This is a genomic window from Neisseria dentiae (assembly GCF_014055005.1).
In the GTDB taxonomy this organism is placed as follows: Bacteria; Pseudomonadota; Gammaproteobacteria; order Burkholderiales; family Neisseriaceae; genus Neisseria; species Neisseria dentiae.
In genome coordinates this window covers 2,055,799-2,076,972 of sequence record NZ_CP059570.1, presented here as the reverse complement: position 1 = coordinate 2,076,972, position 21,174 = coordinate 2,055,799, and the positions used below count along the sequence as shown (strand labels likewise).

Sequence of the window (21,174 nt, the reverse complement as noted above, 5' to 3'; positions counted from 1 at the left end):
AAAGGTTCTTAGCCGTCTGAAAAACTTGATATGGCGGCTTAAATTTAAACCACTATTAAAGTGGCGCCGCAACAAAATACCCGCCTGTGTGGCGGGTATTTGTTTGGGCTGCCGTTGGGCTTAACCTTTGCGGGCGGGCAGTTTTTCTTTGATGCGGGCTGCTTTGCCGGTGAGGCCGCGCAGGTAGTACAGCTTGGCACGGCGCACATCACCGCGGCGTTTTACTTCGATTTTTTCTACGTTGGGCGAATACAGTTGGAAAGTACGCTCAACGCCTTCGCCGCTGGAAATTTTGCGCACGATGAAGTTGCTGTTCAAACCGCGGTTGCGGCGGGCGATAACCACGCCTTCGTAGGCTTGCAGACGGCTGCGGTTGCCCTCTACCACGCGCACGGAAACCACTACGGTGTCGCCGGGGGCGAATTCGGGGATTTGTTTGTTCAAGCGGGCGATTTCTTCCTGCTCTAATTGTTGGATCAGATTCATGTTTTTTCCTAAGTTATGATTGGCTTTCCCGTTGCTCTTGCAGGATTTCGTTTAAGAGGCGGGATTCCTGTGGGATTAAACTGCGCTTTTCGAGTAAATCGGGTCGGCGCGCCAAGGTGCGTCGCAGCGATTCTTTCAACCGCCACTCGGCTATCAGGCCGTGGTTGCCGGAGCGTAATACTTCGGGAACCGTCATGCCCTGAAATTCTAAGGGTTTGGTGTAGTGGGGGCAGTCGAGCAGGCCGTCTGAAAACGAATCCTGTTCGGCGGACTGCATATCGCCCAATACGCCGGGTATCAGCCGTAAAACGGCGTCCATCAGCATCATGGCGGGCAGTTCGCCGCCGGAAACGACAAAGTCGCCGATGCCGATTTCTTCGTCGACGCTGCTTTGCAGCAGGCGTTCGTCTATGCCTTCGTAGCGGCCGCAGAGCAAAATCAGGTTGTCGAGCTTGGCAAGCTCCGCTGCTTTGTTGTGGGTGAGCGGCGTGCCTTGCGGGCTGAGGTAAATCACTTTGCTGCTGCCGCTGCATTGTGCTTCGGCTTCTTCGATGGCGGCCTTAAGCGGCGGCGCCATCATAATCATCCCGGGGCCGCCGCCGAAAGGGCGGTCGTCGATGTAGCCGAGTTTGTTGTCGGCAAAGCGGCGCGGGTTGATGGCGTTGAAGCGCCACAGGTTTTGTTTGAGCGCCCGCCCGGTTACGCCGTAGCCGGTAATGCTTTGGAACATTTCGGGAAACAGGGTGACGGCCTGAATCAGCATCAGTAGTCCAAGCCCCAGTCGGCGGTGATGGTTTTGTTTTCGGTATCAACGGCCAGGATATATTGCGAAACGAAGGGTATCAGTTTCTGGCCGTATCCGCCTTCCACCACCAATACGTCGTGCGCGCCGGTTTCCATCAGGTTTTTAACCGTGCCCAAGGTGATGCCTTCGGTGTTGGCTACGGTCATGCCCACCAAGTCTGCCCAGTAGTATTCGCCTTCTTCGGCGGGAGCGAAGGCTTCGCGGGGGACTTCTATGGTATAGCCGCGCATGGCGAATGCTTCGTCGCGGTCGTCTATGCCTTCGAGTTTTACCAGCAGCTCGCCGTTGGCGGTTTTTCCTGCTTCGGGGATAACGCTGCGGTATTGGCCGTTTTTGTTGAGCCGCCACTCGGGGTAGTCCAACAGGCTGTCGGCGTATTCGGTGCCGGCGGCGATTTTGAGCCAGCCTTTAACGCCGAATACGCCTTTGATGTAGCCCATGGCTACCCATTGCTGAGTGTCGGTCATGGCAGTCGGTGTAGGGGTTAGGCGGCGGCTTTTTGCTCTTTAACCAGCTTGGCTACGGCTTCGCTGACTTGCGCGCCTTGGGCGATCCAGTGGTTCAGGCGCTCGGCGTTCAGGCGCACGCGCTCTTGTTTTTCGTTGGCAACGGGGTTGTAGAAGCCTACGCGCTCGATGAAGCGGCCGTCGCGGCGGTTGCGCGAGTCGGTTACGATAACGTTGAAAAACGGGCGGTGTTTCGAGCCGCCGCGTGCTAAACGGATAACTACCATGAAGAAATTCCTTTTGTAAAAATCGGATGTATAGAAAACCGCTGATTTTAAGGTAAATTAGGATTTTAGTGCAAGTATTTGTTGTTTTAAATTGCGCTTGATGTTGTTTACGGGCGTGTTTTTCGGTTCGGCCAGGTTTAAAACGGCTTCGGCGAGGGCGCTGTCGTGCGGCGAGGGGGTGAGGGCGAAACCGAGTTTTCCGGCCAGTTTCTGCATGGCGGGGTTGCTTTGCAGGATTTCGGCGCTCATTTCGCGGTAGCCTTGCTGTTTGGCCGTCTGAATGATTTGTTCCATCAGATGCACGGCCAGCCCTTGGCCTTGTGCGGCGGGGGCGACGCTGATGCCGAATTCGCAGCGCCCGGCCGTGTCGGTGGGGCCGAAGCGGGCCACGCCCAGCCAAGTGCCGTCTTCAGCTTCGGCGATGATTGCGCCTTCGCAGGCGTAGTCGAGGTTGCAGGCGCGGGCGAGCATGGCGGGGCTGAGTTCGGCAAGGTGCATCATGTAGCGGGTGTAGCGTTGCTCTTCGGGCAGGCTGCGCACGAAATTTTGTTTGGCTTCGGCATCTTCGGGCAGCAGCGGCCTGATGCGGACGGTTTGGCCGTTTTTCAGGGTGAAGGTGTGTGCGGGTTTGGCGGGATAGGGGGCGAGCACGTTTTCGACGGTTTCGGCCTGCGGGTCGGTTTGGATGTCGGAAGCGGTGCCCGCGCTGCCGGCGGAAACGGTGATTCCGGTGATAAACGGCACGACGGTGGCGGTGTTCAGGCTGTGCAGCAGTTGGTGTATGGTTTTTTGGTGGCGTTTCAAATCGGCTTGGCGGATGAGGTATTCGGCGCCAAGCGTGGTAAAGGGCGGCAGCACGGCCAGCGTGCACGCGGGGGTGCGGGCGTAGAGTACGGCGCCGTAACGGGTGTGGCGTTTGAACGAGAGCACAAACTGCGGGTTGGCTTCGGGTGTTTTGTATTCGGGCAGATATAGGGCTTTGGCCAGCTGCGGCAGGTCGGCGGAGTTTTTTTGTATTTCGCGCACCGAAGGTGTTTTCAGATGGCCGGGCAGGGGTTTGGCGGTTTGGTTCTGCTGCTGTTTCAGGCCGGTGTAAACGTTTTGGCAGCGGAACGCCTGCAAGGCTTGCGCGGGGCGGGTAAATTGCAGCAGGCCGTCTGAAAACGGGCTGCTGATGAAGAGGGGTTTGTCGGTTTGGCGTTGCAGGTTGGCCATCAGCCGGGTGATGTTTTCGGCGGTGTGGTCGGCAGTGGGGGCGACAACGGCCAGCAGGGCTTCGGTTTGGCTGTGTTGCAGGCAGCTTTCCGCCAGTGCGCGGTAGCGTGCGGGGGCGGGGTGGCCGCCGATGTGGCCGTAGGGGTTTTCAGACGGCCTGCCGTCGTCGGGCAGCGGGTGTAGTGTGATGCCGAGTTGGTCGGCTTGGGTTTGCAGGCTGCCGCAGGGTTCGTTGGCGATAATGTGCAGCTTGCGGGCGGATTTGTCGGCGGCGGAAAGGGCGTGGAGGGCGGCGGCGGTTTCGTCGGGCGTGAATGCCGGCACGCAGCCGCAGCGGCGCGAGAGTGCCTGCAACACGGCGCGTTCTTCTTCGTCGGCATAATGGCCGACCGACAACAGCACGGGTTTGCGGCGGGCGGCGCGGCGTATGGCGCTGAAGAGCCGGCGCTGGTTTTCGTGCGGGTTGTGCGATACGGCAATCAGCCGCGTGGCCGGGTCGGCGGCGAGCATATCGATAAAGTCGGCCGAAACGGTGGGGCTGAGCGGGTAATGCAGGCCAATATGGCAGGAAACGCCCAGAGAGGCCTGCGCCATTTGGGCCGACAGGCGCGCGCTTTCCGAGGGGTGGCCGCTGATGATGCCCACGCCGCCTGCGGGCAGGTCGGGATAGATGCCGGTGTTCAAGCCCGAAGCGGGCGCCTGCAAGGCGGCGGGGTGGCATACGGTGATGCGCACGTTGGATTTGCGCGCTTTCCGCAACGCCTCCTGCGCCTGCTCCAGCGCTTCGGGGGTGAGTCCGTCCCAATCCTGCACCAAAACGGCATGGGGGATATTCTGTTTGTGGCAGGCTTTCAGCACGGCTTCGTAGCTTGCGGGCGGGGTGAGCACCAGCGCCATGTCGGCCGCGTCGGGCACGCGGGTCAGGTTGGCGTAGGCCTTCATGCCGCCCACGGTTTTGTGGCGCAGGTTAACCGGCGTTATCTGCCCGCCGAAAGGGGTGCGCAACAGCGCGGTCAGCACGCGCTCGCCCAAGCTGTGCGGGCGTTCGCTGGCGCCGATAACAATCAGATGGCGGGGGGTTAAGGAAACGGGCTGGCTGTGCATGGCGTGGCCTCCTTGCGGGTGGGTGGCGGCGGGGCGGCTGTGTGTTGTTTGGTTTGACTGAAGATATTATGCCGAAATTGTTTTTTTAAACAGCCTGCCGTAACAGGCCGTCTGAAAACGGTTGTATTTTTCAGACGGCCTGTAGGGAGTGTAGTCGGCCGCGTTGCGGCGGTGTTTTTGGTCAAAATCTGCATCTGCGGCGTTTAAAATGCTCGCAAGATGTCCAATCTTGCTGCGCTTTTTGCCTGGCATCTGCGGATTTTTCCTCAAAAAACCGCTTCGCAAGCATTCTGACTACACTCCCTATGGCTTGTGTTGCAGAATTGTGGTTTTTTACGGCTGCGTGCTTGTGCCGGTGCGGGGCGGCAGGGTGTCGCGCAGTTTTTTCAGCTCTTCCCATGCCTGTTTTTTCAGTTGCGGCTGCCGCAGCAGGCGGGCGGGGTGGGGAACGGTGAACGCGGGTATGCCGCCGCACAGTTGCGCGATGGTGTCGGCGTAGTGCGGCTGCGCGAACACCTGCCCCAAAAACAGCACCGCCTGCGCCTGCGACGCGGCAAGCTCGGCCTGCATCTGCGGCAGCGCGGCGGCCACTTGTTCGGGCGGCGGCTCGGGGGTGAACGCGGCGGCGGCTTTTACCCAGCTGGTTTTGTGGGCATCGGCCGCTTGCAGGCCGATGGCGGCGAGCATATTGTCGAGCAGCACGCCCGCGCTGCCGCTGAACAGTTTGCCGGTTGCGCTGTCTTCGGGGGCGGGGCAGATGCTGACCACCATCACGGCGGCGGGCTGTATGGCGGCCAGTGCGGCGGGGTCGGCAGCCGTTCGGGCGGCGGCGTTTGTGTTTTCAGACGGCCTTTCGGCAGGCGCGGGCGGAATATTTTCAGACGGCCTGTTGTGTGCGGAATGGCCGTCTGAAACTTTGGCGGCGGGGTTGACGGCAGCCATCGCTGCCAAGCGCGCGGTTGCGGCGGCAGGCGTGCGGGCTGCGGGTTGCAGCGCGGCAGTGGTTTGCGGCGGCGTTTGGGGCGCGGCTTGCGGGGCGTGCGCGGCGGCGGTTTCGGCAGGCAGCACTTTCGCGCCCCGGTTCAGCCACATCGGCCCCAAACCCAGCGCTTCGTGTAAATGCAGATAACGGCTGCTTAACATGATTTCTCCATTAAAACAGCATCTTCCCTGCCGCCGTCGGGCAGCGGGTAATAGGCTTTGCGGCGGCCGCATTCGGTAAAGCCGTGTTTGCGGTAGAGCGCCTGCGCGGCCAGGTTGGTGGCGCGCACTTCTAAAAATAAGCGTTCGGCGCGCTGTGCCGAGGCCGTCTGAAACCATGCCGCCATCAGTTGCGAAGCCAAACCGGCGCGGCGGCGGGCGGGGGCGGTGGCGATCAGGTGCAGCTCCGATTCGCCGCACAGGGTCTGCCACACGGCAAATCCGCCGATGGTGCCGTCGGCTTCGGCCAAAACGGTTACGCTGTCGAAACGGTTGTTTAAGGCCGTCTGAAACTGTGCGGCCGACCACGGCGACGGGTTGCATTGCGCATCAAGCGCGGCCAGCGCGGGGCAGTCTGCGGGCAGGGCGGGGCGGATAATCACGGCGCACCTTTCCGTTCGGCCTGCTCTTTGGCGGTGAGCGCGATTTTGTTGCGTACATACAGCAAACCCGCATGGGCGGCATCGGTGGCGGGGTAGCGCCCGCCGGCGGCCAAATCCAGATAGTTTGCGGCGGCGGGCATCTGCGCCGTGCCGTTAAACGGCGGTTTGTCGCCGAGCGCAAACGCATTGCCTATGCCCTGCGGTTCGGCACAGCCTGCGGGCGGCACGATATCCGCTGCTTGGCCTACTTGGTAATCGCTCAGGCGGCGGTGGTTTTCGGTGTCGAACCAGGCGTAAAACACCTCGCCCATGCGCGCATCGGTGGCCGCCAGCACGCACGGCGCGCTGATTTGGCAGGCCACCGCGTCCAAACACGGCACGCCGACGAGCGGCAGGTTGAACGGAGCCGCCAAACCCTGCGCCACACCCGCGCCGATGCGCAGGCCGGTAAATGCGCCCGGGCCTTGCGCATACACCACCGCGCCCAAGTCGGCCGCCGTGATGCCCGCTTCGGCCAGCATGGCGCCGATTTGCGGCAGAATCAGGGCGGATTGGCGGTTGCCCGCGTCTTCGTGGAAAGCAAACGTTTGCCCGCTCGCGCGCAGGGCCAGCGACAGAAACGACGTGCTGGTGTCGATGGCTAAAACGGGGCGGGAAAAATCGGCTTGCATGGCGGAAAAATCGGGGTTGGTCGGAAGGGCATTATACCCGAGGAGGGCGAAACTTATCGCGGCCTTTGCACAAGGCCGTCTGAAACGCATTGCGGCAGGAATAGGTAATTTTGATACAGAATAATCTTCGTGTTGATTGTTTTTCAGGTGGTAATGTAAGGGTTGTGTAGGGTTGTGTTAAAATGCCGCAGCATCAAACAAGCGCACAGGCCGTCTGAAAACGCTTTCAGACGGCCTGAATTGACCGCAATACTTTTAAAAACATCATAATGAATACCGACATACAACACGCACTGCAACAGCTCAACACGCTGATTTTGGGGAAAGAAAACGTTTTGCAGCAACTGTTTACCGCCGTGCTCGCCGGCGGCCACGTTTTGCTCGAAGACGTGCCGGGCGTGGGCAAAACCACGCTCTCGCACGGCGTGGCGGCGGTGTTGGGGCTGGATTACCGCCGCGTGCAGTTCACCAACGATATGCTGCCTTCCGACCTGTTGGGCATCAACGTTTACCGCCCCAACGAAGGCCGGTTCGAGTTCCACCCCGGCCCCGTGTTCCACGCCTTCTTATTGGCCGACGAAATCAACCGCGCCTCGCCCAAACTGCAATCCGCGCTGCTCGAAGCGATGGAGGAGCGGCAGGTGTCGGTGGACGGGCAAACCTACGCCCTGCCCGAGCCGTTTATCGTGATGGCCACCCAAAATCCCGCCGAGCAGCTCGGCACCTTCCCCCTTCCCGAATCGCAACTCGACCGCTTTATGATGCGCCTGAGTATGGGCTACCCCGCCGCCGACGCCGAAAAACGGCTGTATGCAGAAGGCGGCGGCCGCCGCAACCTGCCCGCTTTGCAGGCCGTTTGCGACGCCGCAACGCTCGCGCAATGGCAGCGGCAGGCCGCGCAGGTGAAATTTTCGCAGGCCGCCGCCGATTATGTTTACCGGCTCGTGCAGGCCACGCGCCAGCCCGGCCGTTTCGTGCTCGGCTTAAGCCCGCGCGCGGGTTTGGCGGTAGTGGCCGCGGCCAAAGCGCGGGCATTTATGCTGGGCAGGCCGCACGTGCTGCCCGAAGACGTGAAAGCCGTGTGGGTGCCGGTGGCCAACCACCGACTGCAACCCGTGCAGCAGGGCTTGACCAGTACGCAGATTCTGGCGGATATGCTCGACCATGTTGCCGTTGCGTAAACGCCGTCTGAATGCCGCGCAGGGCGAAACCGCTTCTGTGGCCGCCCTGCATTGCCGCCCCACCCGTTTGGGCGTGGGGCTGGCGGTAACGGTGGTGCTGCTGTGGCTGGTGGGGCTGAACTATCAGGTGAATCTGGCTTATGCCGCCGCTTTCTGGCTGGCGGGCTTTTTGCTGGTGTCGGTGCTGCTCAACCTGCGCCAGCTCTCGGCTTTGCAGATAACGGCGGATATGCCTGCAGAAGTGTTTGCCGGCGGCTATGCCGTGCTGGAGCTGGCCGCCGCCGGCAACACCCGCGGCCGCTGGCTGTGGCTGTGCAGCGAAAACGATTTTGCTAACCCGCGCACGCCGCCGGCGAAATTGTGGCGGGCGTGGCATATCGGTTCGGACGGCCTGCCTGTTTTCCAATGGCGTATCCCCGCCGTGATGCGCGGTTATCTGCGCATACCGCCGTTGCGCGCCGCTTCGGTGGCGCCGTTCGGCGTGAGCATGGTGCAGTGCGTGTGGCGCTGGCCGGGCGAAGCGGTGGTGTTTCCTGCGCCCGTTCCCCACGATTTGCCCGATATGCCCGCCCGCAGCGGCGAAACCGACCGGCAACGCCCGCCCGCGCAGGGCGGCGATGATTTGGCTTATTTGCAGGCGCACCGGCAGGGCGCGTCGTTGCAGCACGTTGCCTGGAAAACCTATGCCAAAACCGGCGAAATGCTCGACAAACGCTTTGAAGAGCCGCAACACGCCGCCCGCAACACCGTTATTTCTTATGCAGACTACCCCGCCGGCACCGATAAAGACCGTTTGGCGGGCTTGTTGTGTTTCCGCGTGCTCGAAGCCGAACGCCGCGGCCTGCCGTATTCGCTGGAGCTGCCGCAGCGGCTGATTGCACCGCAGCACGGGCAGCGGGAAATCTGTCTGACGGCGCTGGCATTGTGGTAGCGGCAAGCGGTATGAAACCCTTGCAAAACTCATTGAGGCTGAGACCTTTGCAAAGCTGTCTTCAGGCCGTCTGAAATGTTTGATTTCGTCATTCCCGCGCAGGCGGGAATCCAGATAGAAAATTTTAAGTATTGATTAAACAAATACTTGGATGCCAAGCGTCTGGATTCCCGCCTGCGCGGGGTAGCGCAGCGGACTTGCGAAGCTAATGACGGCAAATAAACTTTTTTGGGTCTTGCAAAGGTTTCAGGCCGTCTGAAAAAACTATTCATCCATAACATTATGCTGATTCCCAATCCTTCTTTCCTGCAACAGCCGCCGCCGCGCACGGTGGCGTTTGCCGTGCTGCTGGCTTTGCTGTGGACGGCGCTGCCGTTGGCCGCATCGCTGCCCGCCGCGGTTACGGCGGTGTTCGGCGGCTTGTGGCTGCTGCGGCTGGCCCTGCTGAAAGCCGGCATCGGCCGCGTGCCGAAAGCCGCGCTGCTGTTGCTGGCGGCGGTGGCGGGGCTGCTGGTGTGGCAGCAGCTCGGCACGGTGTTCGGGCGCGAAGGCGGGGTGGCGTTTCTGCTGTTGCTGGTGATGCTCAAAGCGTTCGAAGGCAACAGCCAGCGTGATTGGCAGGTGCTGCTGCTGGCCATGCTGTTTTTAATCGGGTCGTCGGTGCTGCTCAACCAGAGCCTGTTTATCGGCGTGTGGCTGCTGCTGGCGCTGGCGGCCGTCAGCATATGTTTCGCCGTATTGTGCGGATTGGGCGGCAGGGAAGCCTTCAAACGCAGCGCGCAGGCGCTGCTGCTCACCCTGCCGCTGACGGTGGTGCTGTTCGTGGCGGTGCCGCGCCTGAACGAACCCTTGTGGCGGATTCCGCAGCAGACGCAGCAGGCCAAGACAGGCTTGTCAGACACCATGGAGCCGGGCAGCATCAGCAATCTGGTGCAGAGCGACGAATGGGTGGCCAACATAACTTTTTCAGACGGCCTCAAGCCGCAGCGCAGCGATTTATACTGGCGCGCCATCATCATGGGCGAATTCGACGGCACGCGCTGGCAGGCGTTTAACGGCAACTATATCGACGAAGCCCGCACCGCCGCCGCGCCCGAACGCACCGTTGCCTACCAGATGATTATCCGCGACCAAAACGGCGTTTTACCCGCATTGGACTACCCTGCGGCAGAGCTGCCGGCGGGCGTGGAGAAAAGATTGGGGCAGACCATACGCGCAAGCCGCAGCCGCGAAGGTTTGCGCCGCCTCAGCCTGCAAGCGTCGCTGAGCGACACCCTGCCGCATGCCCTTGATGCCGGCGGGCAAAACTTCTACACCCGCCTGCCAGGCGGCAACCCGCAAACCCGCCGCCTGGCCGAAACGCTGGCGCAGCAGTCGGCCACCCCGCGCCAGTTTGTCGGCAAAGTGCTCGAACACTACCGCCGCCAAAACTTCGCCTACACCCTGCAACCGCCGCGCACGGCCGGGCGCGACGGCATCGACGAATTTATGTTCCGCACCCGCCGCGGCTTCTGCGAACATTACGCCCAGAGCTTCGTGGTGATGATGCGCGCCGCCGGCCTGCCCGCGCGGGTGGTAACCGGCTATCTGGGCGCCGACTATAACGAACAGGCCGGTTTTTGGCAGATTCGCGCCAAAGACGCCCACGCCTGGGCCGAAGTGTGGCTGCCGCAGGAGCAGGTTTGGCTGCGCGTCGACCCCACCGCCGCCGTGTCGGCCGTGCGCGCAGCAAGCGGCATCAGCCAAGCCCTCGCCGCCGACGAGCGCGGCATGGTGGCCGACAGCGGCAGCCTGTTTGCCCGCTGGCGCGATACGGGGCAGTTTTACTGGCAGCAATGGGTGGTGAACTACGACCAAACCAAGCAAAACAGCCTGTTTGCCCGAATCGGCCTCGGCGGTTTCAACTGGCAAACCCTGCTGCTGGTGCTGCCCGCCGCCCTCGCCGCCGCCCTGCTGCCGCTGGCGCACTGGTGGTTCCGCGGCCGCAACCGCGAGCGCGATTTTCTCAACGAAGGCTTTGCGCTGGTTAAAAGCGCGGTTTTGGGTAACGACGATGAAACCGCCGCCGCCGTCAGCGCGGGCGAACTCAACCGTATGCTGCACGAAAACGGCATCGCCGATCCGGCCTTGTCGCGCCTGCTGCAACAATACGAACACTGGCTATATGCCGCCGAAAGGCCGCCGCAGCGCACACAGAAACGCTGGTTTGCCGCCGCACGCAGAACGGCGAAACGCTACGGCACCGGCCGGCGGGGGTGATGCTGCGGGTTGAAGCGAAAGGCCGTCTGAAATACCTTCAACTGTAGAGATCCTAGCATTGTTTACACTTTTCGTTTTTTGCCTGAGGACTCTTTATTGAGATTTTTGAGAGCTCTCAAGAATGCTGAAAGTAATGGTGAAGCCACGTAGTTCTTGAGAATACTTAAAGACCACGAAACAATCATTTCAGCAAAAAAAATAAAACCGTTTGGCATATAGAGCACCCCGCCCCACACCACTACCCAACCCTTCCACACCAACCTTTTCCAACATCTTTTAAGTCGTTTTGCTTTAAGTTTGATGAAAGGTCGTCTGAAAAATAGGCTTAATGGACATTTGGGTTGGTTTTCCAACTCTTTTTATCATTCAAATGTCAAAGAAATTGTCTATAAACAATCATTTAGTCTCTTCATTCATGCCTGCATGGCAGCGTTTTTTGGTCTTCAATTCGCCAAATTTCCCTTCCAGCATATTGGTCGTGTTCGGCATACACAATTCCTTATTTTGTTCAGAAGTAAATAAATACGGCAGGTTGCATTTCAAACTGTTATAGGCGTTTCTTAATTTTTTATGGGTGTACCACTTTTGTGTGCCGTCCTCATTGCAGCTGACTTCATTTAAGTATAGTGGATTAAAATAAGAATGCCGAAGTAGGGTAAAACGATTCTTTAGCATATCGCCCAATTGCAAGTTTGAATGCAGTTATTTCATTTCGGAGTTTTTATTTGAATTCACTATAGTTTTTATGGGTGCCATACCAATCGTTTAACTGTGCTTTAAACTCCGCTTCTTCCAATGTAAAATGCTGTCCGCCAGCTTCTTTAACGTGCGCGCAGTGTCGGATTTCGGTTTGCGGGTCAGGTAACGGCGTATGGTTTGCTGCTGGTGGAATTGGCATAGTTGAAAGGGAATATCGGGAAAGAACTGGGCAATGCCTTTGAAGTCGTCGGCGGTAATGCTTTGAATGTGTATGCCTTTTTTCGGCTTAAGGGACATTTTGGTTGGTAAAAATCGCTGCAAGCATTACCATGCAAGGCTTTCAGCGATTTTTTGCCAATGAACATAAAAAATGCCCGTTTTGTCACCAAAACACCCTAATAAAATACGGCCGCAAAAACGGTCGGCAAAGATATAAATGTTCTGCCTGTCAAAAGTTCCTTCCCACTTCCAAACCACTCGATAACGACAATCTGCTGTACGAATACATCCACCTCAAACAAACCTGTGCACAAATCGCAAAACGCTATCAATGCAGTGCCAAAACCATCCGCCGGCGCATCAAACAAGGCAGCTTAATCACCAACAAACCCCTTAAGCCTGTTGCCAATATCATAATGGACGCCACTTATTTCGGCAGATCATTCGGCGTTATGGTTTTCATAAACCAACTGGACGGCAACATCATCCACAAACAATACGTCATCAAAGAAACAGCCGCTCTTTACGAGGCAAGTTTAACCACCATCATGAAAAAAGGGCTTAATGGATATTTGGGTTGGTTCTCCAATCCTTTTTTATCGCTTAAAAACAAAATAAGTTATATATATATGAACAATCGTTTCATACCCTCATAGCAGTGTTTTTTTGGTCTTTTAATTCGCCAAATTTCTATTAAGCCGATAAACAGGGTTCGCCGATAAACAGGGTTCTTTGTTCCATGATATTCATTTCTTGCCATGGTATCGGCAGGCTCCTATATGGATGATACCGTGTTGTGGATGTAAGCGATGTCTTAAGGTTAGAATGTAAGGGATGTTATCAGGTTGTACCGTGCACAGCATACCCATTACCTTGAGAGAGAGGTGGCACATTCTGCTATTTCAGACGGCTGAGATGAGTAGCTGGATTGGGACAAAGAAGAGACTTTCACGCAGATGCACTGGGCTGTATTGCGTGCTTAAGGTTTGGACGATATGGGCTTTATTTAGCCGTTTCTCCTTTTTCTCTGTATTTTGCTGAGGTACATATTCTATTTCTTGGGAAGGCATTCCTGCACGCAGGTATTCGGGCTTGCGAGCTATTTGTTTAGGCGTTGGGGTTTGCTGTCTGGCCTTCTCTACATGAGAATTTGCCATAAAGGTCGGTGGCGGCGTGCTGTTTGGGTTATCGGTGTAAATGAATGTGTGATACACCCGTTAAGGCAACAGTGACTCTATTGTTTCTTACTGTGGAGATAACGGCGAGCGGCTTCAGTTGAAATTTGGTTGTAAAAAACTGCTCCTGTCGGAGTTGGTTAAGGTGTCCAACTTTTGGGGAGCAGATCAGATTTTCATGTGGCCTGCAGCCTTTACCTTGCAACATAATCCGTTATCAGGCGTAGTGGCGCTCTTCGCCTTTGCCGCCGATATTTTCCGCGCAGCGTTTGCAGATGCCGGGGTGGGCGGCAACGGCGCCGATGTCGTCGGTGTAGTGCCAGCAGCGTTCGCATTTTTCGCCGCCGCTCACTTTGGCGGTTACGGCCAGTTCGCTGCCTTTCGCAACCGTGGCTTTAGACACTAGGAGGGCAAAGCGTAATTCGTCGCCAAGCATTTTCAGGTAGCCTGCCAATTCTTCGGGGGCGGTGATTTCCACTTCGGCCTGCAAAGAAGAGCCTACGGTTTTGTCGGCACGCAAAGGCTCGATGGCGGCGGTAACGGCTTCGCGCACTTGGCGCACGGCCTGCCATTTTTCCATCAGGGCGGCTTCGCTCTTTTCGTTGATGGGCGGGAACTCGTGCCAAGTGTGGAACAGCACGCTGTCTTCTTCGCCGCCGCCGATGATGTCCCACGCTTCTTCGGCGGTGAAACACAGTATCGGCGAAATCAGCAGCACCAGGCTGCGGGTGATGTGGTAGAGCGCGGTTTGGGCGCTGCGGCGGGCGTGGCTGTCGGTTTGGGTGGTGTAGAGGCGGTCTTTCAGAATATCGAGATAAAACGCGCCCAAATCTTCCGAGCAGAAGGCGACGATGTCTTTCACGGCGAAGTGGAAGGCGTAGCGCGGGTAGTAGTCGCCCGCCAAACGTTCTTGCAGGCGGCGCGCCAGCACGAGGGCGTAGCGGTCGATTTCCACCATCTGGTCTTGCGGCACGGCGTGTTCGATGGGGCGGAAGTCGCTCAGGTTGGCGAATAAGAAGCTCAGGGTGTTGCGGATGCGGCGGTAGCTTTCGGTAACGCGCTTGAGGATTTCTTTGGATATCGCCAGCTCGCCGCTGTAATCGGTGGAAGCCGTCCACAGGCGCAGGATGTCGGCGCCGAATTCGTTATACACTTCTTGCGGGGCGACAACGTTGCCCAGCGATTTCGACATTTTTCTGCCGTTTTGGTCGACCACGAAGCCGTGGGTGAGCAGTTGTTTGTAGGGCGCGCGCTCCATCGAGGCGCAGCCGGTGAGCATGGACGATTGGAACCAGCCGCGGTGCTGGTCGCTGCCTTCGAGGTAGAGGTCGGCGGGCCAGGCCAATTCTTCGCGCTGTTTGAGCACGGAAAAGTGGGTGCTGCCCGAATCGAACCATACGTCCATGGTGTCTTTCAGTTTTTCGTATTGTGCAGCTTCTGCGCCCAGCAGTTCGGCGGCATCGAGCGCGAACCAGGCTTCGATGCCTTTTTGCTCGATGCGCTGCGCCACTTCTTCCAGCAATTCGGCGGTGCGCGGGTGCAGCTCGCCGGTTTCTTTGTGCACGAAGAAGGTCATCGGGGTGCCCCAATAACGCTGGCGCGACACTACCCAGTCGGGGCGGCCTTCTATCATGGCCTGCAGGCGGGCGCGGCCCCACGAGGGGAAGAATTCGGTGTCGTCCACCGCTTTGAGGGCGTTGTTGCGCAGGGTTTTGCCGTTGGTGCCGGCTTTGTCCATGCCGATAAACCATTGGCCGGTGGCGCGGTAAATCAGCGGGGTTTTGTGGCGCCAGCAGTGGGCGTAGCTGTGTTCGATTTTGTTGTGCGCCAAGAGTTTGCCTGCTTCTTGCAGCCATTCGACGATCACGGGGTTGGCTTCCCACACGGTCAAACCGGCCACGCGCGGCACTTCTGCGGTGTAGCGGCCTTCGCCGTTCACGGGGTTGTAGAGTTTGATGCCGTATTTGAGGCAGACGAAATAGTCTTCCAAACCGTGTGCGGGCGCGCTGTGCACGAGGCCGGTACCGGCATCGGTGGTAACGTGGTCGCCGTTGAGCATCAGAATGTCGCGCTCAATGAACGGATGGGCAAGGTGCAGGTTTTCGAGCCTGCTGCCGGCGGCTTCGGCCAGCACGGTTGTTTGGCCGTCTGAAAAGCCGTAGCGTTCCAATGCGTCTGCGGCCAGCTCTTTGGCCAGCACCAGCTTGCCTTTGGGTGTATCGATGAGTTGGTAGGCCACGTCTGCGCCGGCGGCGATGGCTTGGCTGGCGGGCAGCGTCCACGGAGTGGTCGTCCAAATCACGGCAAAGGCCGGGCCTTCGATTTGCGGCAGGCCGAAAGCGGCGGCCAGTGCGGCGTTGTCTTTAAACAAATAGGCTACGTCGATGGCATCGGAAATTTTGTCTTTGTATTCCACTTCTGCTTCGGCCAGCGACGAGCCGCAGTCCAAACAGAACTGCACGGGTTTTTCGCCACGGTAGAGATAGCCTGCTTTGTAGATTTCGCCCAGCGTGCGCACGGTGTCGGCTTCGGTTTTGAAGTCCATGGTGAGGTAGGGGTTACCCCAGTCGCCCAGCACGCCCAGGCGGATGAAGTCTTTTTTCTGGCGCGCGATCTGCTCGGCGGCGTATTCGCGGCAGAGTTCGCGGAACTTGGCATCGGGCATGTTTTTGCCGTGCAGTTTTTCCACCATCACTTCAATCGGCAGGCCGTGGCAGTCCCAGCCCGGCACATAGGGGGCGTCGAAACCGGCCAGCGTTTTGCTGCGGATGATGATGTCTTTGAGAATTTTGTTGACCGCATGGCCGATATGGATGTCGCCGTTGGCATAGGGCGGGCCGTCGTGCAGCACGAATTTGGGGCGGCCTTTGGCTTTGGCGCGCAGTTTTTGGTAGCGTTGCTGCTCCTGCCAGCTTTTTACCCAGGCCGGTTCGCGCTTGGCCAGGTTGCCGCGCATGGGAAAGGGCGATTCGTAGAGATTGACGGTTTTGCTGTAATCGGTCATGGTTTTCTCGTGGTTGCGGATTTTTCAGACGGCCTCAGAAGCGTTGTGGCTTCTGAGGCCGTCTGAATAAAAATAGAGATTCTTTAGAAATGCTATTGTAGCCTAATTACGTTGTTTTTATAAGGGTAACGGGCTGTTTGGCCGTCTGAACTCCGTTATAGTGAATCCACTTACTCCGTTACGGCGTTGCTGCGCCTTAGCTCAAAGAGAACGATTTTGTAAGCCGCTAAAGCGGCAACAGAATCGGTTCCGTACTATCTGTACTGTCTGCGGCTTGCTGCCTTGTACCGAAGTAAGTGGATTCACTATGGTTTTTGTGCGGCCAGAAACGCTTCCAACTCGGCCGACACGGGCATACCGCCCTGCGCACCCGCTTTGGTTACCGACAATGCGGCGGCGGCGTTGGCCTTGCGCACGGCTGTTTCCATACCTTCGGCACGGAACACGGCGAAGGCGCCGTTAAACGTGTCGCCCGCACCGGTTGTGTCCACGGGGGTAACTTTGAAGCCGCCCTGCCGGTGCAGCGCGCCCTGCCCGTCGTTATACAGCGCACCTTCGCTGCCGCGCGTCATCAGCACCGGGCAAGGGGCGCGGGCGATTAATTCTTCCGCCGGCGTGTTTTCGGGCAAACCCAAGCTGATGGCCAGCTCGTGGGCGTTGGGCGTGAGCAGCGTAACCAAATCGAGCAGTTCGGCGGGCAGCTTCTGTGCGGGCGCGGGGTTGAGCACGAACGGTTTGCCGTGTTTGTGCGCCAGCTTGGCGGCGGCAATCACACATTCCATGGGGATTTCCAATTGCGCCAGCACCACGTCGGCAGCGGCGATTTGCTTTTCGCAGGCTTCGATATGCCCGGGTGTGATGCCGAAATTGGCGCCGGAAACCACGATGATGTGGTTGTCGCCTTCGGCCACGGTGATGTTGGCCATGCCGGTCGGCGCATCTTCCAACACGCGCACGCCCGCAATATCGATGCCTTCCCGCTTCAGGTTTTCCAGCGCCTCGCTGCCGAACCCGTCGTTGCCCACCGCGCCCACCATGCCGACATCAGCACCCAAACGTGCCGCCGCCACCGCCTGGTTGGCGCCTTTGCCGCCCATAAAACGCCGGAACGATGTGCCCAGCAGGGTTTCGCCCGGCTGCGGAAACCGGGGCGACGATGTAACCAAATCCATATTGATGCTGCCGACTACGGCGATTTTCGGTGTTTGCATGGCGGGTTTCCTTTAACGGGTTGATGCATCGGAATCGGGTTGTTTTTTTCAGACGGCCTACGGTTTGAACGGAAAAGCCGAGGCCTTTGCAAGTCGTTTAGGCCGTCTGAAAAAAACCTAAGGCTGCCGTTTGGCCAACACCGCCGCCGCATAATCGCAGCTGGCGGTTAAGGCAACGTTTTGTTCGGCCGCCTCGGCTGCGGCGGCTTCCACCAACAACCGCGCCAGCCCTTTGCCGCGATAGGCCGGGTTAATAACGGTGTGGTCGATATCCCATGCACCGTTTTCGATGCGGTAGGTGAGATAACCTGCTTCGTCGAAATCTTGCAGCAGGGAGAATTTCTGTTGGTCGGGAAAATATTTAACGGTGCTCATTGTGATGCCTGCCTTTTGAAAATGGCGAACGGTGCGGTTTCATTGTACCAGCAAGCGGCGGCCGGCGGTTTTTCAAACGGTTAACCGCCGTGCAGCAGAAACGGGTTGGCGCCGCCGCGTTCGTAGCCGGCTTCGCCCACGGCGATATCCAAGCCCAGCGTGGCCAAATCGTCGGCAACGGGGTCGGCGTATTGCTGTTTGTCGTGGCGGTAGAGTTTGCGGTAGGTGCGGCAGGCTTCGCAGCTTTCGGCATGGGCGCCGCTGAAAACGGGCGGCAGCCCGGGAGCGGATGCGCCGTCAACCTGCTGGATGCGGATGCCGCCGCTGTCGCCGCAGGTGGTGCATTTGGCGCGCAGGGCGTTCCAGCGGCTGTTGCACAACGGGCAGTGCATATAGCGGAAGCCGCTCAAGTCGCTCTGAATCAGCACGACGCTGCCGACGGCTTCGGTGCCGCAGCAAGGGCAATGCACGCGTTCTTCAACGGGCGGCACATCGTCTTCGGCCAACTGCGCGGCCCATGCCGTCCAAACAATTTGCAGCGCAGCCTGCACCCAGATTTCGGCGGGACGGTCGGCTTCTTCTCCGGTTTGGGCAAGCACGCGCCGCGCCAGCGCCTCGGCTTCGGGTTTGCCCAACGCGGCCAGCCGTTGGGTTTCAGCGGCGGCGGTGTGCGTGATGTTGCCGCGCACTTCGTTTAACAAGTCTTGAAACACTTCATAGAAAGCGGCAGGCACTTCCCCTGCCGCCGCTTCGGGCAACACGGTGGCGCCGCTGTGCTTTTCGGGCAGCGGAAAGGTGTGCCTGAGCGCCACCTTATGCTGGGCGGCGCAAACGGCTGCCAGCAGTTCGAGATAAAGGCGCCATTCGCCCGGCTCGGCCGCCGCCAGCTCTTGAAAGCGCACGCTGCGGTTTTCGAAGGTGTTTTTCTCGGGCGCAAGCCAAAACGGGGTGTGGAACAGGCCTTTTTTAATCGGCTCGGCGGTGGTGTTCATTGTGTTTCCTTGTGTGTGTTTTTTCAGACGGCCTCCAGCCAGTTGCGGTGGCTGTATACCGTGAATTGCTGCGGTTTGGCAAAACCGATTAAGGTGATGCCCGCCTGCTCGGCCAGCCGCACGGCCAGCGCGGTGGGGGCGGATACGGCGGCCACCGCGCCGATGCCGAGCATGGCGGCTTTGGCCACCATTTCGTAGCTGGCGCGGCTGGAAATCAACACGAAGCCCTGCTGCGGGTCGGTTTCCTGCCCGGCCATAAAGCCTAATAGTTTGTCCAGCGCGTTATGGCGGCCGACATCTTCAAACAGGCGCACGATACGGCCGTTTTCCACCCAGGCGGCGCCGTGCACCGAGCCGGTGAGGTTGCGCAGGGTTTGGTGTGCTTCCAGCCCGTTTAAGGCCGTCTGAATATCCGTGCTGCGTATGGCCCGGCTTCTGGCCACGGCGGGCAGGTCGGGCTGCACGGCGGCAAGGCTGTCGATGCCGCACAATCCGCAGCCGCTGCGGCCGCCCATATTGCGGCGGCGTGCTTTGAGCGCATGAAAACGGGCGGCGGCGATTTCCAAATGAACTTCTATGCCGTTGCAGGAAGGCTTGGTTTCGATGCCGTAAAGCTCGCCCGCTTTGGTGAGAATGCCTTCGCTCAGGCTGAAGCCCAACGCCAGCGCTTCCAAATCGGCCGGCGTGGCCATTAAAACAACGTGGGAAATGCCGTTATAAACCAATGCGACTGCGGTTTCTTCGGCCAAAACGTCGGCTGTTTCCGCCGCTTCGGCGGCCGCGCCGCTGCGGATGCGGCAAACCGTGTGTGTGATGTGGGTGTTCATTGAATGGATAATCGTTATTGCGGGGCCGTCTGAAAACAGGCGGTAAAGGCGGTTATTATAAACGTTTTGGCCGCCGCCGGCATACCGTTCGGGTTGGAACTTTCAGACGGCCGCATAGGTCTCAAATAAGATTTCCAACCTTCATCCAATCTTGTTTCTAACGGAAAAAACCATGAAAAAAACCACCCCTGCCCTGATTGCCGCTTCGCTTGCCTTCGGCCTGGCCGCCTGCTCTTCGCCCAAAACCGGCACAGCGCAAAACGGCGATTTGGATTTCGCCAAACAAACGTCCACCAAACAAAGCGCCGAAGTTAACGGCCAAACCGTGCGCTACCGCGCTTTCGAAGGCATCGTTTATGTGAAAAACCCGGCCGATGCCAAATACGAAACCATCAATATTTACGTGCCCGAAGCCTATTATGCGGGCGGCAGCATCGAAGGCTACACCGCCGACACCGCGCCGATTTTCTTCCCCAACCAAATCGGCGGCTATATGCCCGCCGAAGCGGGCAAACCCGGCTTGGACAAGCGCAACAACAACCAGCCCAACGCCATGCTGGTGGCTCTGTCTAAAGGTTATGTGGTTGCCTCGGCCGGCGCGCGCGGCCGCACCGCCGCCAACGGCAAAGCGCCTGCCGCAATTGTTGATTTGAAAGCCGCCGTCCGCTACCTGAAAGCCAACGACCGCGCCATGCCGGGCGATGCCGGTAAAATCATCTCCAACGGCACCAGCGCCGGCGGTGCCTTATCTGCCCTGCTCGGCGCCACCGGCAACAGCAAAGATTACGAAGGCCATCTGAAAGCCTTGGGCGCAGCCGACGCCCCCGACGATATTTTCGCCGTTTCCGCCTATTGCCCGATTACCGACCTCGACCACGCCGACATGGCCTATGAGTGGCAGTTCAACGGCGTGAACGACTACAAAAAAATGAACGTTACCATGCTCGACTACAACGTGAAACGCGAGCTGGTGCCCGGCACGCTTACTGCCGCCGAAATCAAACTTTCCAACCAGCTCAAGCCGCTCTACCCCGCCTACATCAACAGCCTCAAGCTCAAAGACGCGCAAGGCCGCCTGCTCACGCTCGATAAAAACGGTAACGGCAGCTTCAAAAACCATGTGGCAGGCCTCTTGGCCGCATCCGCCCAAAAGCAGCTTGATGCAGGCAAAAACCTCAACGACCGCAACTGGCTGACCATTAAAAACGGCAAAGTAACCGCCGTGGATTTCGATAAATACGCCAAAGCCGCCGGCCGCCAGAAAACCCCGCCCGCCTTTGACGCGGTGGATTTAAGCGCCGGCGAAAACCAGCTTTTCGGCACCGCCACCGTCGATAAACAGCACTTCACCGATTTCAGTATGCAGCACAACACCGCCGAAGGCGCCACCTTGGCCGATGCGCAAACCGTGAAAATCATGAACCCGCTCAACTATATCGGCAGCTCTGAAGCCAAAGCGCCGAAGCACTGGCGCATCCGCGTCGGCACCAACGACCGCGACACATCGTTGGCCGTATCCGCCGTTTTGGCGGCCAAACTGCAAAACCACGGCCACAGCGTCGATTATTTCCTGCCGTGGGACGTACCGCACAGCGGCGATTACGACTTGGACGAACTGTTTGCCTGGATGAAGCAGGTTGCCGCCGCCAAATAACGGCGGGCAAATATTTTGCGGTAAAAAGGCAGCAAGCCGGATACCCCGCG

The 21,174-nt window shown here is 58.7% G+C and carries 20 protein-coding genes; 5 read left to right on the top strand and 15 right to left on the bottom strand.

The window, feature by feature from the left end; all coding sequences use genetic code 11:
- Positions 1–120: 120 nt before the first annotated feature.
- The 8 genes from rplS to tsaB form a co-directional block, all read right to left on the bottom strand.
- On the bottom strand, positions 121–486 hold the full coding sequence (rplS, locus tag H3L92_RS09775; RefSeq protein WP_085366843.1) for a 50S ribosomal protein L19: 366 nt from the start codon (positions 484–486) through the stop codon (positions 121–123).
- A 13-nt stretch (positions 487–499) separates the two neighbouring features.
- Positions 500–1,249 carry a tRNA (guanosine(37)-N1)-methyltransferase TrmD gene (trmD, locus tag H3L92_RS09770; RefSeq protein WP_085366842.1) on the bottom strand — a complete coding sequence of 250 codons (750 nt, stop codon included), beginning with the start codon at positions 1,247–1,249 and terminating at the stop codon, positions 500–502.
- The gene (gene rimM / locus H3L92_RS09765) at positions 1,249–1,758 is read right to left on the bottom strand and encodes a ribosome maturation factor RimM (RefSeq protein WP_085366841.1); all 510 of its coding nucleotides are present in this window, start codon (positions 1,756–1,758) and stop codon (positions 1,249–1,251) included. The genes trmD and rimM overlap by 1 nt, the downstream gene beginning before the upstream one ends.
- A 17-nt stretch (positions 1,759–1,775) precedes the next feature.
- Positions 1,776–2,024, bottom strand: coding sequence for a 30S ribosomal protein S16 (gene rpsP, locus H3L92_RS09760; protein WP_085366840.1), 249 nt, complete (start codon positions 2,022–2,024; stop codon positions 1,776–1,778).
- 57 nt (positions 2,025–2,081) lie between these two features.
- Positions 2,082–4,343: a bifunctional acetate--CoA ligase family protein/GNAT family N-acetyltransferase gene (locus H3L92_RS09755; RefSeq protein ID WP_085366839.1), complete on the bottom strand. Its 2,262-nt coding sequence runs from the start codon at positions 4,341–4,343 to the stop codon at positions 2,082–2,084.
- Positions 4,344–4,676: 333 nt separating this feature from the next.
- Entirely contained in the window at positions 4,677–5,486 is an 810-nt protein-coding gene (locus tag H3L92_RS09750; protein WP_115336216.1) for a uracil-DNA glycosylase family protein, read from the bottom strand.
- Positions 5,480–5,926: a ribosomal protein S18-alanine N-acetyltransferase gene (gene rimI, locus H3L92_RS09745; protein WP_085366862.1), complete on the bottom strand. Its 447-nt coding sequence runs from the start codon at positions 5,924–5,926 to the stop codon at positions 5,480–5,482. The genes H3L92_RS09750 and rimI overlap by 7 nt, the downstream gene beginning before the upstream one ends.
- Positions 5,923–6,597, bottom strand: coding sequence for a tRNA (adenosine(37)-N6)-threonylcarbamoyltransferase complex dimerization subunit type 1 TsaB (tsaB, locus tag H3L92_RS09740; protein ID WP_085366863.1), 675 nt, complete (start codon positions 6,595–6,597; stop codon positions 5,923–5,925). The genes rimI and tsaB overlap by 4 nt, the downstream gene beginning before the upstream one ends.
- Before the next feature lie 269 nt (positions 6,598–6,866).
- On the opposite strand from tsaB, the gene H3L92_RS09735 reads away from it, so the two are divergent.
- The 3 genes from H3L92_RS09735 (at position 6,867) to H3L92_RS09725 (ending at position 10,968) form a co-directional block, all read left to right on the top strand.
- On the top strand, positions 6,867–7,778 hold the full coding sequence (locus H3L92_RS09735) for an AAA family ATPase (protein WP_085366864.1): 912 nt from the start codon (positions 6,867–6,869) through the stop codon (positions 7,776–7,778).
- Positions 7,762–8,709: a DUF58 domain-containing protein gene (locus H3L92_RS09730; RefSeq protein WP_115336215.1), complete on the top strand. Its 948-nt coding sequence runs from the start codon at positions 7,762–7,764 to the stop codon at positions 8,707–8,709. Before H3L92_RS09735 ends, H3L92_RS09730 begins: the two co-directional genes overlap by 17 nt.
- A 228-nt stretch (positions 8,710–8,937) precedes the next feature.
- The gene (locus tag H3L92_RS09725; RefSeq protein ID WP_259345784.1) at positions 8,938–10,968 is read left to right on the top strand and encodes a transglutaminase TgpA family protein; all 2,031 of its coding nucleotides are present in this window, start codon (positions 8,938–8,940) and stop codon (positions 10,966–10,968) included.
- A 765-nt stretch (positions 10,969–11,733) separates the two neighbouring features.
- On the opposite strand, the gene H3L92_RS09715 is transcribed toward H3L92_RS09725, so the two are convergent.
- A complete protein-coding gene (locus tag H3L92_RS09715; protein ID WP_085366868.1) occupies positions 11,734–11,964 on the bottom strand; it encodes a hypothetical protein in 231 nt (76 codons plus the stop codon).
- Positions 11,965–11,969: 5 nt separating this feature from the next.
- Between H3L92_RS09715 and H3L92_RS09710 the strand changes: the two genes are divergently transcribed.
- Positions 11,970–12,542 (top strand): transposase-like zinc-binding domain-containing protein, encoded by a 573-nt coding sequence (locus tag H3L92_RS09710; protein ID WP_115336213.1) that lies wholly within the window; start codon positions 11,970–11,972, stop codon positions 12,540–12,542.
- Between the two features lie 246 nt (positions 12,543–12,788).
- Here the strand turns inward: H3L92_RS09710 and H3L92_RS09705 are convergent, their stop codons facing one another.
- From H3L92_RS09705 to fdhD, 6 genes are all read right to left on the bottom strand, one after another.
- Positions 12,789–13,043: a hypothetical protein gene (locus H3L92_RS09705; RefSeq protein ID WP_085366870.1), complete on the bottom strand. Its 255-nt coding sequence runs from the start codon at positions 13,041–13,043 to the stop codon at positions 12,789–12,791.
- 235 nt (positions 13,044–13,278) lie between these two features.
- On the bottom strand, positions 13,279–16,065 hold the full coding sequence (gene ileS / locus H3L92_RS09700; RefSeq protein WP_085366871.1) for an isoleucine--tRNA ligase: 2,787 nt from the start codon (positions 16,063–16,065) through the stop codon (positions 13,279–13,281).
- A 305-nt stretch (positions 16,066–16,370) separates the two neighbouring features.
- On the bottom strand, positions 16,371–17,276 hold the full coding sequence (gene rbsK, locus H3L92_RS09695; protein ID WP_085366872.1) for a ribokinase: 906 nt from the start codon (positions 17,274–17,276) through the stop codon (positions 16,371–16,373).
- 117 nt (positions 17,277–17,393) lie between these two features.
- The gene (locus tag H3L92_RS09690) at positions 17,394–17,651 is read right to left on the bottom strand and encodes a GNAT family N-acetyltransferase (RefSeq protein ID WP_085366873.1); all 258 of its coding nucleotides are present in this window, start codon (positions 17,649–17,651) and stop codon (positions 17,394–17,396) included.
- A gap of 80 nt (positions 17,652–17,731) precedes the next feature.
- The gene (locus H3L92_RS09685; RefSeq protein ID WP_085366874.1) at positions 17,732–18,643 is read right to left on the bottom strand and encodes a formate dehydrogenase accessory protein FdhE; all 912 of its coding nucleotides are present in this window, start codon (positions 18,641–18,643) and stop codon (positions 17,732–17,734) included.
- A 23-nt stretch (positions 18,644–18,666) separates the two neighbouring features.
- Positions 18,667–19,470, bottom strand: a complete 804-nt coding sequence (fdhD, locus tag H3L92_RS09680) for a formate dehydrogenase accessory sulfurtransferase FdhD (RefSeq protein ID WP_085366875.1) — start codon at positions 19,468–19,470, stop codon at positions 18,667–18,669.
- Positions 19,471–19,642: 172 nt separating this feature from the next.
- Here fdhD and H3L92_RS09675 point away from each other — a divergent pair, with 172 nt between their 5' ends.
- Positions 19,643–21,124, top strand: coding sequence for a subtype B tannase (locus H3L92_RS09675; protein WP_085366876.1), 1,482 nt, complete (start codon positions 19,643–19,645; stop codon positions 21,122–21,124).
- Positions 21,125–21,174 lie beyond the last annotated feature (50 nt).

Bases quoted from the DNA above. Each gene is read 5' to 3' on its own strand.
- rplS (WP_085366843.1), bottom strand. From the start codon at position 486: ATGAATCTGATCCAACAATTAGAGCAGGAAGAAATCGCCCGCTTGAAC.
- trmD (WP_085366842.1), bottom strand. From the start codon at position 1,249: ATGCTGATTCAGGCCGTCACCCTGTTTCCCGAAATGTTCCAAAGCATT.
- rimM (WP_085366841.1), bottom strand. From the start codon at position 1,758: ATGACCGACACTCAGCAATGGGTAGCCATGGGCTACATCAAAGGCGTA.
- rpsP (WP_085366840.1), bottom strand. From the start codon at position 2,024: ATGGTAGTTATCCGTTTAGCACGCGGCGGCTCGAAACACCGCCCGTTT.
- H3L92_RS09755 (WP_085366839.1), bottom strand. From the start codon at position 4,343: ATGCACAGCCAGCCCGTTTCCTTAACCCCCCGCCATCTGATTGTTATC.
- H3L92_RS09750 (WP_115336216.1), bottom strand. From the start codon at position 5,486: ATGTTAAGCAGCCGTTATCTGCATTTACACGAAGCGCTGGGTTTGGGG.
- tsaB (WP_085366863.1), bottom strand. From the start codon at position 6,597: ATGCAAGCCGATTTTTCCCGCCCCGTTTTAGCCATCGACACCAGCACG.
- H3L92_RS09735 (WP_085366864.1), top strand. From the start codon at position 6,867: ATGAATACCGACATACAACACGCACTGCAACAGCTCAACACGCTGATT.
- H3L92_RS09730 (WP_115336215.1), top strand. From the start codon at position 7,762: ATGTTGCCGTTGCGTAAACGCCGTCTGAATGCCGCGCAGGGCGAAACC.
- H3L92_RS09715 (WP_085366868.1), bottom strand. From the start codon at position 11,964: ATGTCCCTTAAGCCGAAAAAAGGCATACACATTCAAAGCATTACCGCC.
- H3L92_RS09705 (WP_085366870.1), bottom strand. From the start codon at position 13,043: ATGGCAAATTCTCATGTAGAGAAGGCCAGACAGCAAACCCCAACGCCT.
- ileS (WP_085366871.1), bottom strand. From the start codon at position 16,065: ATGACCGATTACAGCAAAACCGTCAATCTCTACGAATCGCCCTTTCCC.
- rbsK (WP_085366872.1), bottom strand. From the start codon at position 17,276: ATGCAAACACCGAAAATCGCCGTAGTCGGCAGCATCAATATGGATTTG.
- H3L92_RS09690 (WP_085366873.1), bottom strand. From the start codon at position 17,651: ATGAGCACCGTTAAATATTTTCCCGACCAACAGAAATTCTCCCTGCTG.
- H3L92_RS09685 (WP_085366874.1), bottom strand. From the start codon at position 18,643: ATGAACACCACCGCCGAGCCGATTAAAAAAGGCCTGTTCCACACCCCG.
- fdhD (WP_085366875.1), bottom strand. From the start codon at position 19,470: ATGAACACCCACATCACACACACGGTTTGCCGCATCCGCAGCGGCGCG.
- H3L92_RS09675 (WP_085366876.1), top strand. From the start codon at position 19,643: ATGAAAAAAACCACCCCTGCCCTGATTGCCGCTTCGCTTGCCTTCGGC.